General features: G+C 67.8%; 18 protein-coding genes. 14 read left to right on the plus strand and 4 right to left on the minus strand.

From position 1 onward, the window contains the following. Window positions 1–15: 15 nt before the first annotated feature. The 10 genes from alr (at window position 16) to AT701_RS35645 (ending at window position 7,713) form a co-directional block, all read left to right on the plus strand. A complete protein-coding gene (alr, locus tag AT701_RS08135) occupies window positions 16–1,185 on the plus strand; it encodes an alanine racemase (RefSeq protein WP_058127573.1) in 1,170 nt (389 codons plus the stop codon). Then, window positions 1,182–2,267 (plus strand): alpha/beta fold hydrolase, encoded by a 1,086-nt coding sequence (locus tag AT701_RS08140; RefSeq protein WP_223495443.1) that lies wholly within the window; start codon window positions 1,182–1,184, stop codon window positions 2,265–2,267. Before alr ends, AT701_RS08140 begins: the two co-directional genes overlap by 4 nt. After that, window positions 2,260–2,727: a tRNA (adenosine(37)-N6)-threonylcarbamoyltransferase complex ATPase subunit type 1 TsaE gene (tsaE, locus tag AT701_RS08145; RefSeq protein WP_058125625.1), complete on the plus strand. Its 468-nt coding sequence runs from the start codon at window positions 2,260–2,262 to the stop codon at window positions 2,725–2,727. The genes AT701_RS08140 and tsaE overlap by 8 nt, the downstream gene beginning before the upstream one ends. Further along, the gene (gene tsaB, locus AT701_RS08150) at window positions 2,724–3,368 is read left to right on the plus strand and encodes a tRNA (adenosine(37)-N6)-threonylcarbamoyltransferase complex dimerization subunit type 1 TsaB (protein ID WP_011727750.1); all 645 of its coding nucleotides are present in this window, start codon (window positions 2,724–2,726) and stop codon (window positions 3,366–3,368) included. The genes tsaE and tsaB overlap by 4 nt, the downstream gene beginning before the upstream one ends. Then, the gene (gene rimI, locus AT701_RS08155; RefSeq protein ID WP_011727751.1) at window positions 3,365–3,841 is read left to right on the plus strand and encodes a ribosomal protein S18-alanine N-acetyltransferase; all 477 of its coding nucleotides are present in this window, start codon (window positions 3,365–3,367) and stop codon (window positions 3,839–3,841) included. The genes tsaB and rimI overlap by 4 nt, the downstream gene beginning before the upstream one ends. Then, complete coding sequence (tsaD, locus tag AT701_RS08160) at window positions 3,838–4,860, plus strand: tRNA (adenosine(37)-N6)-threonylcarbamoyltransferase complex transferase subunit TsaD (protein ID WP_058125626.1); 1,023 nt, start codon at window positions 3,838–3,840, stop codon at window positions 4,858–4,860. The genes rimI and tsaD overlap by 4 nt, the downstream gene beginning before the upstream one ends. Beyond that, entirely contained in the window at window positions 4,857–5,306 is a 450-nt protein-coding gene (locus AT701_RS08165) for a nuclear transport factor 2 family protein (RefSeq protein ID WP_058125627.1), read from the plus strand. The genes tsaD and AT701_RS08165 overlap by 4 nt, the downstream gene beginning before the upstream one ends. A 190-nt stretch (window positions 5,307–5,496) precedes the next feature. After that, the gene (groES, locus tag AT701_RS08170) at window positions 5,497–5,799 is read left to right on the plus strand and encodes a co-chaperone GroES (protein ID WP_003892970.1); all 303 of its coding nucleotides are present in this window, start codon (window positions 5,497–5,499) and stop codon (window positions 5,797–5,799) included. An 83-nt stretch (window positions 5,800–5,882) separates the two neighbouring features. Then, on the plus strand, window positions 5,883–7,505 hold the full coding sequence (gene groL / locus AT701_RS08175) for a chaperonin GroEL (RefSeq protein WP_058125628.1): 1,623 nt from the start codon (window positions 5,883–5,885) through the stop codon (window positions 7,503–7,505). Between the two features lie 49 nt (window positions 7,506–7,554). Further along, window positions 7,555–7,713, plus strand: coding sequence for a hypothetical protein (locus AT701_RS35645; protein WP_223495445.1), 159 nt, complete (start codon window positions 7,555–7,557; stop codon window positions 7,711–7,713). A gap of 287 nt (window positions 7,714–8,000) precedes the next feature. Here AT701_RS35645 and AT701_RS08185 read toward each other — a convergent pair whose 3' ends face one another. Next, window positions 8,001–9,122, minus strand: coding sequence for a serine hydrolase domain-containing protein (locus tag AT701_RS08185; protein ID WP_014877125.1), 1,122 nt, complete (start codon window positions 9,120–9,122; stop codon window positions 8,001–8,003). Between the two features lie 99 nt (window positions 9,123–9,221). Between AT701_RS08185 and AT701_RS08190 the strand changes: the two genes are divergently transcribed. Then, entirely contained in the window at window positions 9,222–9,581 is a 360-nt protein-coding gene (locus AT701_RS08190) for an Rv1352/Rv1906c domain-containing protein (RefSeq protein ID WP_029104557.1), read from the plus strand. Here AT701_RS08190 and AT701_RS08195 read toward each other — a convergent pair. After that, complete coding sequence (locus AT701_RS08195; protein WP_058125629.1) at window positions 9,557–10,540, minus strand: alpha/beta fold hydrolase; 984 nt, start codon at window positions 10,538–10,540, stop codon at window positions 9,557–9,559. The two genes, AT701_RS08190 and AT701_RS08195, sit on opposite strands and share 25 nt — an antisense overlap. Further along, complete coding sequence (locus tag AT701_RS08200; protein ID WP_223495447.1) at window positions 10,537–11,574, minus strand: hypothetical protein; 1,038 nt, start codon at window positions 11,572–11,574, stop codon at window positions 10,537–10,539. The genes AT701_RS08195 and AT701_RS08200 overlap by 4 nt, the downstream gene beginning before the upstream one ends. On the opposite strand from AT701_RS08200, the gene AT701_RS35650 reads away from it, so the two are divergent. Further along, window positions 11,564–11,875: a hypothetical protein gene (locus AT701_RS35650; RefSeq protein ID WP_011727760.1), complete on the plus strand. Its 312-nt coding sequence runs from the start codon at window positions 11,564–11,566 to the stop codon at window positions 11,873–11,875. The two genes, AT701_RS08200 and AT701_RS35650, sit on opposite strands and share 11 nt — an antisense overlap. 184 nt (window positions 11,876–12,059) lie before the next feature. Here the strand turns inward: AT701_RS35650 and AT701_RS08205 are convergent, their stop codons facing one another. After that, window positions 12,060–13,463, minus strand: a complete 1,404-nt coding sequence (locus AT701_RS08205; protein ID WP_058124898.1) for an IS1380 family transposase — start codon at window positions 13,461–13,463, stop codon at window positions 12,060–12,062. 534 nt (window positions 13,464–13,997) lie between these two features. Between AT701_RS08205 and AT701_RS08210 the strand changes: the two genes are divergently transcribed. Both AT701_RS08210 and AT701_RS08215 read left to right on the plus strand, forming a co-directional pair. Further along, window positions 13,998–14,801, plus strand: a complete 804-nt coding sequence (locus AT701_RS08210) for a hypothetical protein (protein ID WP_011727761.1) — start codon at window positions 13,998–14,000, stop codon at window positions 14,799–14,801. A gap of 42 nt (window positions 14,802–14,843) precedes the next feature. Next, the gene (locus tag AT701_RS08215) at window positions 14,844–15,641 is read left to right on the plus strand and encodes an enoyl-CoA hydratase (protein WP_011727762.1); all 798 of its coding nucleotides are present in this window, start codon (window positions 14,844–14,846) and stop codon (window positions 15,639–15,641) included. Window positions 15,642–15,756 lie beyond the last annotated feature (115 nt).

Genomic DNA, 15,756 nt, shown 5'->3' on the forward strand with positions numbered 1-15,756 from the left:
CCGGAGATTATGACGATGCAGACCACCGAGCCCATGACACCGCCTGCGCCACTGGCGTCGGCGCAGGCCGTGATCGATCTGGGCGCCATCGACCACAACGTGCGCGTGCTGCGCGAACTCGCCGGTTCCGCGGACGTGATGGCGGTGGTCAAGGCCGACGCCTACGGACACGGGGCGCTCCCGGTGGCCCGCACCGCGCTGGCCGCCGGGGCCGCCGCTCTCGGCGTCGCGACCATCCCCGAGGCGCTCGCGCTGCGTGAGGGCGGCATCACGGCGCCGGTCCTGGCGTGGCTGCATACGCCCGGCACCGACTTCGCCCCGGCGATCGCCGCCGACATCGAGGTCGCCGTGTCGTCACGCCGCCAACTCGAACAGGTGACGGCGGCCGCGGCCGAGGTCGGCCGCACCGCGACGGTGACCGTCAAGGTCGATACCGGGCTCAGCCGCAACGGCGTCAGGGCTGCCGACTATCCCGAGGTGCTCGACGTCCTGCGCCGCGCGCAGGCCGACGGCGTAATCCGGGTGCGCGGTCTGATGAGCCACCTGGTGCACGGCGACGAACCGGACAACCCGTTCAACGGTCTGCAAGGACAGCGACTGTCCGACCTGCGTGCCCATGCGCGCGAGCACGGCGTCGACTACGAGGTGGCGCACCTGTGCAACTCGCCTGCGGCCATGACCAGGCCCGACCTGGCGTTCGAGATGGTGCGCCCCGGCATCGCGCTGTACGGGCTCAGCCCCATCCCCGAGCGCGGCGACATGGGCCTGCGGCCCGCGATGACCTTGAAATGCCCAGTCGCGCTTGTTCGCTCCGTGCACGCCGGGGATGGGGTGTCGTACGGGCACCGGTGGGTCGCCGACCGCGACACCACGCTGGCGCTGCTGCCCATCGGTTACGCCGACGGTGTGTACCGCGCACTGAGCGGACGCATCGACGTTCTGATCAGGGGCAGGCGCAGGCGCGCCGTCGGCCGGATCTGCATGGACCAGTTCGTGGTCGACCTCGGGCCCGATGCAAACGACGTGGCCGTGGGCGACGAGGCCATCCTGTTCGGTCCGGGCACCCGCGGTGAACCGACCGCGCAGGACTGGGCCGAACTGCTCGACACCATCCACTACGAGGTCGTCACGAGCCCGCGCGGACGCGTCACCCGTACGTACCTTCCGGCAGGACAACAAGATTGAGCAGCGTGCGATGGCTTGCCGGCGTGGCCGGGCTGGCCGCTGTCGGCACCGTGGCAGGTGTGTCGATCGCGCGCTCGCTCACCTTGCGGGTGAGCAAGGAAGACCCCTACGCCGGTGAGGATTTCGAGCTGCTCGACGCCGATCGCAGCTCGGTGATCACCACCGACGACGGCGTGCCGCTCGCGGTGCGCGAGGTGGGCCCGAAGGACGCCAAGTTGACCGTGGTGTTCGCGCACGGATTCTGCCTGCGCATGAGCGCCTTTCATTTCCAGCGGGCCCGCCTGGCCGAGCAGTGGGGCGATCAGGTGCGCATGGTGTTCTACGACCAGCGCGGTCACGGCCGCTCCGGGGAGGCACCGCCCGACACCTACACCGTCGAACAACTCGGGCGGGACCTGGAATCCGTTCTGGCCGTGACGGCCCCGCGCGGACCGGTGGTGCTGGTGGGCCATTCGATGGGCGGTATGACGGTGCTGTCGCACGCCCGGCAGTTCCCGCAGCGCTACCCGGCGCGCATCGTCGGCGCTGCGCTCATCTCGTCGGCGGCCGAGGGCGTCGACCGCTCCCCACTGGGCGAGATCCTGCGCAACCCGGCGCTGGAGGCCGTGCGGTTCTCTGCGCGTTATGCGCCGAAACTCGTGCACCGCACACGTGGTGCGGCGCGCTCGCTGATCGCGCCGATCCTGCAGGCGGGGTCGTTCGGCGACGAACAGGTGAGCCCGAGTGTCGCGGCGTTCGCCGCGGACATGATGCACGGCACGCCGATCCCGACGCTCGTGGAGTTCCTGCACGCGCTCGAGGTGCACGACGAGACCGCGGCGCTCGACGTGCTGGCCGGGGTGCCGACGTTGATCGCGTGCGGTGACCGTGACCTGCTCACCCCGGTGGAATACTCCAGGGAAATGGCCGAGCGGTTGCCGAAATCCGAACTGGTGGTCGTCGGGGGAGCGGGACACCTGGTGCAGCTTGAGGAGCCTGAAGTGATCAACGACGCGCTGATACGTCTGGTCGAGCGCGCGACCCCGTCGAAACTCGTCGCGCTGGCGCGCCGGGTGCGCAACCGGGTACGGCCCCATGGGTGAGCGGGTGGACGGGACAGCGCGGCCGGCCACCGCGGAGGACACCATCGCGCTGGGCGCGCAGTTGGGTGCCCACCTGAAAGCCGGTGACGTGGTGGTGCTGTCCGGACCGCTCGGAGCGGGAAAGACCGTGCTGGCCAAGGGAATCGCACAAGCAATGGATGTCGAGGGCCCGGTGGTGTCACCGACGTTCGTACTGGCGCGCGTGCACCGGGCCCGCCAGGCGGACCGGCCCGCCATGGTGCACGTCGACATGTACCGGCTGCTCGACGAGCCCGGCGCCGATCTGCTCGGTGAACTCGACGCGCTGGACCTCGACACCGACCTCGAGGACGCCGTCGTGGTGGTCGAGTGGGGCGAAGGCCTGGCCGAACGCCTGTCCGACAGCCACCTCGACATCCACATCGACCGCGGATCCGACACCGAGACCCGCACTGTGACCTGGCATTGGAGCCGGACGTGACGCGCACCGTCCTGACCATCGACACCGCGACCCCCGCCGTGAGCGCAGGCGTGGTGCGTCTGAGCGACGGCGAGGCGCCCGCGACGCTCGCCGAACGCGTGACCATCGACGCGCGGGCACACGCCGAGCAGTTGACGCCCAACATCGTCGCCGCGCTGGGTGACGCCGGGATCACCGCGGGCGATCTCGACGCCGTTGTCGTGGGATGCGGGCCCGGCCCGTTCACCGGCCTGCGCGTCGGTATGGCCAGCGCCGCGGCGTTCGCGCATGCCATCGGGGTCCCGGTGCACGGTGTGTGCAGCCTCGACGCGATCGGCGGAGACACCCGCGGCGACGTCCTCGTCGTCACCGACGCGCGCCGCCGCGAGGTGTACTGGGCGCGGTATCACGACGGCGCGCGCGTGGCGGGCCCGTCGGTGAACGCGCCCGCCGATGTACCCGCGCTGCTGGACGCGCCCGTCGCCGCGGTCGCCGGATCACCTGCCCACACCGCGTTGTTCGACCTGCCGGTACTGGAGCAGGTGTACCCGACGCCGGCCGGGCTGGTCGCTGCGGTCGCCGACTGGGACGATCCGCAACCGCTCGTGCCGCTGTACCTGCGCAGGCCCGACGCGAAACCGTCCGCGGCGGTGAAGCGATGAGCATCGACGGCACGGTGCAGTACACGCCGCTGCACAAAGACGACGCCGCACGCTGCGCCGAACTGGAATCCCAGCTGTTCGGCGGCGACGACCCGTGGCCCGCGCGGGCGTTCCTCGCCGAACTGGCCGCCAAGCACAACCACTACATCGCGGCCCGCTGTGACGGAAAGCTGGTGGGGTACGCGGGAATCGCACGGTTGGGCCGCGCCGTGCCGTACGAGTACGAGATCCACACCATCGGCGTCGACCCCGATCATCAGGGCCGCGGCATCGGGCGGGCGATGATGCAGCTGCTGCTCGAATATGCCTCGGGCGGAACGGTCTTCCTCGAAGTCCGCACCGACAACGAACCGGCGATCAAACTGTACGAAAGCCTCGGGTTCGTCACGATCGGACTGCGCAAGCGGTACTACCGGGCCAGCGGAGCCGACGCCTACACCATGCAACGCCTGCCCCAGGAGGGCCCGAAGTGATCATCCTGGCCATCGAGAGTTCCTGCGACGAAACCGGCGTCGGAATCGCCGATCTGCGCGACGACGGCACCGTGGCACTGCTGGCCGACGAGGTCGCCTCCAGCGTCGACGAACACGCCCGCTTCGGCGGCGTCGTCCCCGAGATCGCCTCACGCGCGCACCTTGAGGCGCTCGGACCGACGATGCGGCGCGCGCTCGACGCGGCGGGCATCGAGCGCCCCGACGTCGTCGCGGCCACCATCGGACCCGGCCTGGCCGGCGCGCTGCTGGTCGGGGTCGCCGCGGCCAAGGCCTACGCGGCAGGTTGGGGTGTGCCGTTCTACGGCGTCAACCACCTCGGCGGGCACCTGGCTGCCGACGTCTACGACCACGGCCCGCTGCCCGAGAGCGTGGGTCTGCTGGTCTCCGGCGGGCACACCCACCTGTTGCACGTGCGTTCACTCGGCGAGCCGATCATCGAGTTGGGCAGCACCGTCGACGACGCCGCGGGCGAGGCCTACGACAAAGTGGCCCGGCTGCTGGGGCTCGGCTATCCCGGTGGCCGGGTGCTCGACGAACTGGCCCGCACCGGCGACCGCAATGCCATCGTCTTCCCGCGCGGCATGACCGGTCCGCGCGATGATCCGTACACGTTCAGCTTCTCGGGCCTCAAGACCGCCGTCGCCCGCTACGTCGAAGCCCATCCCGAGGCGTCCCACGCCGACGTGGCCGCCGGTTTCCAGGAGTCGGTCGCCGACGTGCTGACCGCCAAGGCCGTGCGCGCTGCGACCGATCTCGGGGTGTCGACGTTGTTGATCGCAGGCGGCGTGGCCGCCAACTCGCGGCTGCGTGAGCTCGCCGAGGAGCGCTGCGCGGCCGCAGGGCTTACGTTGCGGGTGCCGCGTCCCCGGCTGTGCACCGACAACGGCGCGATGATCGCGTCGTTCGCCGCGCACCTGATCGCCGCGGGCGCGCAACCGTCGCCGCTGGACGCGGCCAGCGACCCGGGGCTGCCGGTCGTCAAGGGCCAGGTCGCGTGAACCCCGAGCGGCTCGCGCACACACTGCAGATCACCGAGCTGCTGTACCGCTACGCCGAGCTCGTCGACGCCGGCGACTTCGACGGCGTCGGGCAGCTGCTGGGCCGCGGCGACTTCATGGGCGTCGCGGGCGCCGAGGGCATCGCCGCGTTGTTCGCGTCGACCACGCGGCGTTTCCCCGAGCACGGCAACCGGCCCCGCACTCGGCATCTGGTGCTCAACCCGATCATCGACATCAACGGGGAGCGCGCGCAGGCGCGGTCGACGTTCGTCGTCATCCAGAACACCGAGACCATTGCGCTGCAGCCCATCGTGGCCGGGCGCTACGCGGACACGTTCGCCCTGGACGACACGGGGTGGCACTTCACCGAGCGGCGGGTGGACGTCGAGATGATCGGTGACGTGTCGGAACACCTCATGCTGGATCCGGACACCTTGCCCAAGTAATCGCGGAGCAATCACGGGGCAACCTTGAGTGCTAGCACTCTCATGTATAGAGTGCTAGGTGGCAGGCGGACGCCCCACGTGCCGGCACCCGCGACGACGGAGCGAGGGGTCAGGACGCATGCCGAACAACCTGGTAACCGGAATCTGGGGACTTCCCGGATCTCACCTTTAACTAGTGGAGGGCTCCATCGTGGCGAGCGTGAACATCAAGCCACTCGAGGACAAGATCCTCGTTCAGGCCAACGAGGCCGAGACCACGACCGCTTCGGGTCTGGTCATCCCCGACACCGCCAAGGAGAAGCCGCAGGAAGGCACCGTCGTCGCAGTTGGCCCCGGCCGCTGGGATGAGGACGGCGAGAAGCGGATCCCCCTGGACGTTGCCGAGGGTGACACCGTCATCTACAGCAAGTACGGCGGCACCGAGATCAAGTACAACGGCGAGGAGTACCTGATCCTGTCGGCCCGCGACGTGCTGGCTGTCGTCTCCAAGTAATCACTCGTGTAACCGCCCCGGAGGTCCCCGTGTCACACGGGTGATGTCCGGGGCGGTACGCGTTAGGCGTCTGAAAGAGACTTATGAGCAAGCAGATTGAATTCAACGAAACCGCCCGCCGGGCGATGGAGGCCGGCGTCGACAAGCTCGCCGACGCCGTCAAGGTCACGCTCGGCCCGCGCGGTCGTCACGTGGTGCTGGCCAAGTCTTTCGGCGGCCCGCAGGTCACCAACGACGGTGTGACGATCGCCCGCGAGATCGACCTCGAGGATCCGTACGAGAACCTCGGCGCCCAGCTGGTGAAGTCGGTCGCCACCAAGACCAACGACGTCGCCGGTGACGGCACCACCACCGCCACCGTGCTGGCCCAGGCGCTGGTCAAGGCCGGTCTGCGCAACGTCGCCGCCGGTGCCAACCCGATCGCCCTTGGTTCGGGCATCAGCAAGGCCGCCAACGCGACCAGCGAGGCGCTTCTCGCCTCGGCCACGCCGGTCGACGACAAGAAGGCCATCGCGCAGGTCGCCACCGTCTCGTCGCGCGACGAGCAGGTCGGCGAACTCGTCGGTGAGGCCATGACCAAGGTGGGTCACGACGGCGTCGTCACCGTCGAGGAATCCTCGACGCTGGAGACCTACCTCGAGGTCACCGAGGGCGTCGGCTTCGACAAGGGCTTCCTGTCGGCCTACTTCGTCACCGACTTCGACTCGCAGGAAGCAGTTCTCGAAGACGCGCTGGTGCTGCTGCACCGCGACAAGATCAGCTCGCTGCCGGATCTGCTGCCGCTGCTGGAGAAGGTCGCCGAGGCAGGCAAGCCGCTGCTGATCGTCGCCGAGGACGTCGAGGGCGAAGCCCTGTCGACCCTCGTCGTCAACGCGATCCGCAAGACGCTCAAGGCCGTTGCGGTCAAGGCGCCGTTCTTCGGTGATCGCCGCAAGGCGTTCCTGGACGATCTCGCGATCGTCACCGGCGGCCAGGTCGTCAACCCCGACGTCGGCCTCCTGCTGCGTGAGGTCGGCCTGGAGGTCCTCGGCTCGGCACGTCGTGTCGTGGTCAACAAGGACAGCACCGTGATCGTCGACGGCGGCGGCACCGCCGAGGCGATCGCCGATCGCGTCAAGCAGATCAAGTCCGAGATCGAGACCACCGACTCCGACTGGGATCGCGAGAAGCTGCAGGAGCGGCTGGCCAAGCTGGCCGGCGGCGTCGCGGTGATCAAGGTCGGCGCGGCCACCGAGACCGACCTGAAGAAGCGCAAGGAAGCGGTCGAGGACGCGGTTGCCGCGGCCAAGGCAGCGGTCGAGGAGGGCATCGTGACCGGCGGCGGCGCCGCACTGGTGCAGGCCCGCTCGGCGGTGGAGAAGCTCCGCGGCGAGCTCAGCGGTGACGAGGCGCTCGGCGTCGACGTCTTCGCCTCGGCGCTGTCGGCTCCGCTCTACTGGATCGCCACCAACGCCGGCCTCGACGGTTCCGTCGTGGTGAACAAGGTCTCCGAACTTCCCAAGGGGCAGGGCTTCAACGCCGCCACGCTGGAGTTCGGTGATCTGGTCTCCGCCGGCGTCGTCGATCCGGCCAAGGTGACCCGCTCGGCTGTTCTCAACGCCGCCTCGGTGGCCCGGATGATCCTGACGACGGAGACCGCCGTCGTCGACAAGCCGGCCGACGAGGACGAGCACGGCCACGGCCACCACCACGGCCACGCTCACTGATCCATTTCACGCGACACCCCCGGTCCGCTTGGGCCGGGGGTGTTTTCGTTTGGGTGCGGGCGCCGCTGAGCGGTTTTTCGAGGCCTGCGAGACCGGCAAGGGCTGGGCCCGCTGCCGGCAGTACTGCCACTCCGATGCCACCTTCACCGCGCAGGCCGACGCGCTGGCGGACGTGGTGGACTTCGAGGCGACAAGATCCGCCATATGACGAAGATCTGGAGCGACGGCGTGACGATGCAGCAATTCGGCTGGGCCTGAATCATTTTGCCGAGCGCGTCGAGCTTCGGTCAGGACCCTGGGGTACTACTTGTCAGCGTCCCGTCTCCGAGCTCGACATCATGGCTGTGATTTCCGCTCCTGGCGGCGAAACCACGACCATGGTGTCCATGTTGGCGATAGGGGCCAGATCAGTAATACCAGTGGGAGACACTCTCACCGCTGGCTCGCGCTCGGGGGTACCGGTCGACGTATGCGGCCTATAGTGCGTGAGCCGCGTCAGCGGTAGACATTGTCGGGCGTGACCACCCCGGTGACCGCGGTCGCGACGGCCGTGCCGACCTCGTGGGGCACATCGGTGTTGACGAAGACCACGAGCGTGCTCTGGGCCTCGGGAAGTCCCACCACGACGGTCTCGAAGCCCGGGGTGATGCCACTGTGGCCGATCCAGCCGTTCGTGTCGAAGGCGCCCACACCGTATTTCGCGTTCTCGCTCATCGGCAGGGCGGTGCGGAAGCGTTCGTCGCGAAGATTCTCGGAGAGCAACTCGCCCGACGACAGCTTCTGTGCCCAGACCCGCATGTCGTCGAGAGTCGAGATCATGTTGCCGTTCGACCACGCCCAGGACGGGTTCCAGTCGGTGGTGACGCGCGGGGTTCCGTCCAGGACCGTGTAGCCCTGCGGATGGGGCTCGGGGAAGGCCGGTGACGTGGGAATGCTCGTGTGCGTCAACTTCAATGGCACCAGGATGTGCTGCCGGACATAGTCCGCGAGGCTCTGGCCGCTGAGTTTCTCGACCACCAGACCGAGAAGCACGGTGTTGGTGTTGCAGTAGTCGTACTGCGTTCCCGGTGGGAACTGCAGCGGTTTGTCGAGGGCGTAGCCCAGCAGTTGTTGTGGAGTGAAAGTTCGTTGCGGGTCGGCGAGGAACGCGGCCTCGAATTCCGGCACGCCGTCGTAGGTGACCAGACCGCTTTGCATCTGCGCCAGGTGACGCAACGTGATCGTGTCGCCCGACGGCACGTCCGCGACGTACATCGAGATCGGGTCGTCGAGTCCCGCCTTGCCCTGATCGATCAGTGTCAGCAGCGCGGTGATGGTGAAAGTCTTTGTCAGACTGCCGATCCGTGTGTACATGTCGGCCTGCATGGGGGCTCGGGTCGCGGTGTCGGCGACGCCGAATGCCCGAACATAGGTGACGTCAGGCCCCCAGAAACCGACAACGGCCCCGGGGATCGACAGGTCCGCCATGACTTTCCCGACCGCATCGTCGAGTTGCGCGGCAATCGGAGGGGCGGCGGGTGCCGTTGCACACGCAGACGCCGCGACGAACGTGATCGCCGCGATCACGGCGCCGGTGGCGGCCCGGACAAAACCGGGCACCAACGGCCACGCGCTCATCATCTGACAGTAGTGACCCTCTGCCGAGCGTGGGCGTTATGCACGGATTTCGAGCGAAAAGCGTCAACAAGGCCCACGGTGGGCGCGCACTATTGCTCCATGCGCACGGGGCGGTGTGTCGCGGTGGCCGGGGTGGTGGCGTGCCTGGCCCCGGCACTGGCCGTGCCCGCGGCCGCGACACTCGACCCGATTCCCGGCGAGGGATTCTTTCTGGTCGGTACCGACATCGCACCGGGTCTGTACACCACCGGGGGATCGGAGTCACCGTTCGCGGTCTGGATCAACGACGTACCGACACAGGACTCGATGTGCATGTGGTTCACCTACAGCACGCCCGATGCGAACAAGGACAATGTGGTCGCGACGAACATGTCGGTGGGCCCGATGAACGCGAACATCAACTCGACGGTGAAGGCGTTCGAGACGCACAACTGTCAACCGTGGACGCGAGTCACCTGAGCGACGACGTCCCGGATCGCTTCGACCACCAACGCGGGGGAGTAGAGGTAGATGTCGTGGCCGCTGTGGGTTTCGGTGATGTGCCCGGCGCCGATCGCCGCGGCGAGGCGATCCTGCGCGACGAGCCAGTCGGCGAACGTGACCTGCTCGCCCTGCCTCGCCGACTCCGGCAGAAGATCGGTGCGCCATGGTTTGTCGGCCGAGAGCACGACGGCCGGCACCGCGGGCAGGCCAGGTGCGGCAGCGATGCGGCCGAACGCGTCGATGAGAAGCACGCCCTCACGCACCTGATCTGACGTCGTCGCATTGCTGGCGTCCCAGTTCGCGAGCGCGGCCGGGTTGACGACGTCCGCCATCTGCTCACTCACCGCGTCGACCATGACCAGTGCGCCGACCGTCTCGGGGTGCATGCGGGCATAGAGGTCTGCGATCAGCCCTGAGTACGAGTGTGCGACAAGGACGTACGGGGCAGGCTCGCCGAGGGCCGTGAGCAGGGCGTGCAGATCGTCGACGTCTAGGTCGACGCTGTGGGGTTGCGCGCGCGGTGTCGAGATGTCGCTGCCGCCCATGCGGACGTCGGGCCGGTCGTACGCGCACACCCGGGTGAAGCGGGCGATGGCGGGCAGAACGGCCTCGCTGCTGTGGATAAGGTCGCCGTGGCCGAAGGGCAGGTTGTCGCCCGGTGCGTCGTGTTCCGGGTCGTCGGGGGCGAGGATCTGCAGCCAGTCGTCGACGCCGTTACCCTTGCCTGCCATCAGAACGACCGTCGGAGAACCGCTTCCGCGGCACTCCACGAAGATCGCGCGGCCGTCCCCGGAGATGTCGACCAGGCCGACGACATCTCCGGGGACGGCGATCGCGAGCGGTGGACCACAGAACAGAGCGGCGACGCACGCGACGCATGCGACATTTGCGATCCGGCTGAGCCGGAGATCTTTTCGACGGCGGTGACGGCTCAAGAAGCGATCTTGAGGTGCCGCGCCCCGTCGCCGGACGCGATACTCACCGGGGCGACAGCCGGCGATCCCGTGCGCACCACCCCGATGGGCCCGGACCGCACGAATCGTGCGAATTTCATGTCGTGCAGAGTCACTCGCGCTTTGGCCTGGCGGTAGCCGATGCGCACCCCGGTCGCGCCGGCGGCGAGCAGACCGCTGAGTCCGGGCAGGGCCGAATAGAGCAGCGCCCATATCGACATGGCCACCAGAGCCGCGACGGCCTCCTCGGTGGGTGCCGGCAAGCCGAAGGGGCCGGGGCGTTGCGGGTTGGCGAGAACCGGCACGGTCGACTTCAGCATCGCGGACACCGGAGTCGCCGGGGTGACGTCGACGCTGCCGTGCGCCGACCGGACGCGGTTGGGTGTCGGCGACGGCGCATCCGGCATCGACGCGCGGTGCAACGTCTCCTTCAGGAGAACCACGATCGAGTCGGACGGGTGGAGTGCACTCGACGCGTGCCTGTTGCTGACACCCTGGCCCAACGACGACGGCGCGTCGAGTACGGAACGGAGCTCGGCCATCAGCTGGACGACCGCGTCGACCGCCTCGATGGCCGTCGTCGCGAGGACCTTCATGAGATGGGCGACCAGCTCGCGCAGGTTCGGCGGTGCGGTGACCGCCGGCGCCGGCGCGGCCGGCGTCTGGGCAGGCACCGCAGGCGCGGCCGCGGCGGGCGCAGCCGGTGCGGTGGACGGGCCGGTTGATGCGGCCAACGTGGCACCTGCCTCGGCGCCGGTCGCCGGTTGCGTCCCGCTCGGCGTCGACGTCGAGGTGACGGTCTGTGCACTGACGGTCACCGCCTCGGCCGGAGCCGGGGCAGCGGGGGCCGGTGCCGTGGCGGTGGACGTCGCCGCGACGACGACGGCGGAATCCGCGTCGGTGGTCTTCGGCTTGGTGACCGAGGTGTTGGTCTGCGCGGAGACGGTGGTGACGGGCCGGTCGTCGTCGGCAGTTCCACCCGAGGTGATCTTCACGGTCCGGCTGGTGTCGGACACCGTGGTGTCACTGGAGGGAGTGGTGGCCCCACCCGACGAACCCGATGTGCTCGGGCTGTTGTCGCCGGTCTTGTTGTTCGTGCCGCCGGAACCACCCGATGTGGTGCTCGTGGTGCTGCTCGACGTGACGGTGCCATCCTCGGAGGCCGTGATGCTGGTACCCGAAATGGTGCTGCTGGGACCCGTGCTGGAAGTGGTGTCCGATGCCGAGACGCTGTCGGTTTCGGCCGCGGCGATTCCAGGGCTGGTGCAGACAAGCACCAGGCCGGCGGAGAGGAGACACGCACCCGCCGTCAGTTGAATACCGGTAACAATCGGGAGACTCCTCGCAGTAACGCCGTGATACTTAGCCTGAATCCGTGGAGCGGCCCTCCTTGAGGTGTCCGTGTGTGGTTTCTGCTGCGTTCGGTGTTGCGGGCATGCGGTAGTTGCTGGTCTGCCCAGCTTTTCCTGTGTGCTCCGGTTGGGCCTGTTCGGCGCGTTGGTCAGGTCGTTGCCGGTAGCGGTGGGCTGTATCCGATGGTGTTGCGCCACAACGTGAGCCAGTGCTCTGTCCAGGGCCAGTGCTCGGGGAGGTGCAGGATCGGTCGACGCTGGGGTCGGGCCAGACGGGCGGGAATGTTGACGATCTTGCGGCGCAGCGTCGCGCCGCGGGCAACCACGTGGGCACCTCCTGCGAGCACGCCGGCGGCGCGCAGCAGGTTGTGCGCGATCGCCGCGCACAACACCCACGCACTGTTGGCACCGAACTGTCCTGAGGGCATGTGGGCCAGGGGTCCGTCGATCAGATCGGCGAAGACGGTTTCGATGATCGCGTGCTGGCGGTGGGTGATGTCAGCCTCGGCGGTCGGCAAGTCTGTGTTGGTGAAGAACGGGTGATACCGCCACACCGGGAACAGCGCGTCCCGAAATCTCGCGTCTTTGACTCGCCGCACCACCAACCGCGCGGTGAACCGATCTTTGGTAGAGGCGAAGGCGGTGTAGCTGACCTCGGCGACCTCGGCATCAGAAATCCAGTCACCGGTGTCGGGATCACGCACTGCACCGGGATAGTTGACCGGCTCCCAGGCCTGCTCGTCGATCGAACTGATGGCCCGATCAACCGCGGTATTGCGGGTCATCACCACCGAGAAGTGCGCATTGTGGGCTCGGCAGGCGCCCACCACCGACCGGGTGCCGTAGGACGAATCGCCACGCACCAGCAGTTGCCCGCGCACGCCGGCGGCGCGGGCGGTGGCGATGGCTTGGGCGACCATGCGGCCCGCACCCTTCCCGGAACTGGTCTTACCGGCGCGCAGCCGCATCCCGGCGATCACCGGCGCCGCTCCGGGGGTGCTGATCGTCGTCGCCAACGGGGAGAGCCCTTTACGCAGAACCTGCTTACCAGCGATCTTGGTATGCCCGTAGGAGGCACCCTGTTTGGCGTGGCCATAGACCGGGCGCAGCAGTGAGTCGATGTCGATGAACGCCCCCGTGTCGGATCCGGGCAGCAGGTCCACCCGCGCACAGAGTGCGGCCAGATGATGACGCAGGACCGACTCCAACTGCCGGGCGTGTCCGAAGGTGAACTCCCGCAACAGTGTTCCGATCGTCGATGGTGCATAGACCCCATCGAAGAGCGTCTTCATCCCGCCGCCACGCACGAGGTCGAGGTCATCAATGCTGTCGGCGCCGGCGCACATTCCGGCGACCACGGTGAGCAGCTTCGGCGACGGGTTGGCCGACCCGGACTTGATCCGTGGTTCGCTGATACGAACCTTGTCGGCCAGCAACTGTGACAGCCCGGTCTGGGTGGCCAGCGTCATTACCGGCACCAGACCGGCGCACGACACGAGATGGGCATCATCGAAGACCGCCGACGACGCAGCGAACCTATGGGACACTTTCACCGGAAGTGCCTTTCGAAGTTGTGCCGATAAGTGCCTAGAGAACACTCATCATCACAGCTCAGAAGGCACTTTCCTCGTCACGACACCCTGCGACCAGCCAATTCATCGGTGGATCGAGGCTTAGCCGCTGACAGCGAAGATCAATGTGATGTAGCTAACAGCAGGGCTAAATTGTGCAGGTGGGTGGGGTTTATGTCAATCCGGCAAAGGGGTCGTTCTTGCGGGCGCGAATATTGCGGTTGCCCGTATGGGAGTTGATCTTTCGAACACGCTGCACAACGAACTCCTGGCGCCGAGCGGGCCGCCGGGAAAAGGCTGAAAACGGCTACATGAGATCACGCTATCGCGTATTAAAAAACGGCTCCGACGCACCCTGCCGAGGTGTTTCGTTTGTTGAATGGATCGAGTCTGGCAGGGGGCGTGGGACCGATACGGGGCCGGATATTCGTGGGCATGCCGGCGCCGGCGTTCGCGCTCGTACCCGTGCTGGTCTTCGGTCTCGACCGCGTGGGGTGAGTCGGGCAGGATGCTGCCATGGTGCGTAAGCAGTTCGAACGGGACTGGCCCGGAGATCCGCATGCGGCGTGGCGCGAGGCCGCGAACGCCACCATGACCTGCCGAACCCATTCGCTGCCACGTCCGGCGCTGCCGGATTGGCGGGATTTCGACGTCTTCACGCGCCAGGTCTCGGTGCCACCCACGACACCGTCGCCGCTCGGCACGGTCGGCGTCGGGCTGTTCTTCGTCCTCTGCGCCTGGCTGAAGGACTTCCGCGGCTTCTTCGGGATCGGCTTCGCGGTGCTTGCTGCGCTGCTGGTGATCGCTGGGCTCTGCTTCCTGTGGTACGAGCGTCCCCGTCAGCAGCAGCGGCGCGTATGCCGCGTCTACGGCCGCTGCCTCGCACACGGTGTCGGCGGACACGCGTACCGAACCTCGTTCGCATACATCTGGGGCGAGAATTCGAGCACCGAGACGACCACGTCCCTGCTGATCGACGAGCGCTTGCCCGACGACGCGGCCGCGCAGTTGCAGCACGCGGTGCGGATCTGGCTGGCACGCGTGCTCGCCGATCCCCACATGAAGTCGCAAGCCGCCGACGCTTACGAAAACCGCTTCGTCGTACCCGTATCCGAGATCTTCGGACCCGAGGCGACAGGCGCGTGGCTGATCAGGGATCAAGAGGAGGACGACACGCCGTGGCGACTGCTGATCGATCGGCCGAACGGGGTGCGTGAGTACCTGTTCGACGAGATCCTCGTCGTCCGCGGACGGCAGGGGCGCCTGTATCTCGACGAGCCACGGCATGATGAGATCGGTGACCGCATGCCTCATTTCTGAACAGCGCCAGGCACGCATGAGTTCGAACAGGCGAGGTGGACGATGAGCGAACCGCTGTTGCTGCAGGACCGCGACGAACGCGGCGTGGTCACGCTGACCTTGAACCGGCCGCAGGCGTTCAACGCGCTTTCCGAGGCGATGCTCGCGGCGCTGGGTGAGGCGTTCGGCACGCTCGCCGAGGATGAGTCGGTGCGCGCCGTGGTGCTTGCGGCGTCCGGAAAGGCGTTCTGCGCCGGGCACGATCTGAAAGAGATGCGCGCCGAGCCCTCGCGTGAGTACTACGAGAAGCTGTTCGCACGGTGCACCGACGTCATGCTCGCGATCCAGCGCCTTCCGGCGCCGGTGATCGCACGTGTGCACGGCATCGCGACCGCTGCCGGCTGCCAGCTCGTCGCGATGTGTGATCTCGCGGTGGCCACCCGCGACGCGCGATTCGCCGTCAGCGGGATCAACGTCGGGCTCTTCTGCTCGACCCCGGGAGTGGCGCTGTCGCGCAACGTCGGCCGCAAAGCCGCGTTCGAGATGCTGGTGACCGGCGAATTCGTCTCGGCGGACGACGCGAAGGGTCTCGGCCTGGTCAACCGCGTCGTCGCGCCGAAGGCGCTCGACGACGAGATCGAGGCGATGGTCAGCAAGATCGTGGCCAAGCCCCGCGCCGCCGTCGCGATGGGCAAGGCGCTGTTCTACCGCCAGATCGAGACCGACATCGAGTCGGCCTACGCCGATGCGGGCACCACGATGGCGTGCAACATGATGGACCCCAGTGCGCTGGAAGGCGTTTCGGCCTTCCTCGAGAAGCGCCGCCCCGAATGGCACACCCCGCAGCCCTCAACGGCGTAGGCGCGGACTCAACGCGCCGCGTGCGCAGAACAGCGTGCCCACCGTGCTGGTGCACGAGAGCCGTTGCAGCACACCACTTTGCAACAGTGGAACCGGTAGCCGGTTCATCGGTGCG

This window comes from Mycolicibacterium smegmatis, assembly GCF_001457595.1.
Taxonomy (GTDB): domain Bacteria; phylum Actinomycetota; class Actinomycetes; order Mycobacteriales; family Mycobacteriaceae; genus Mycobacterium; species Mycobacterium smegmatis.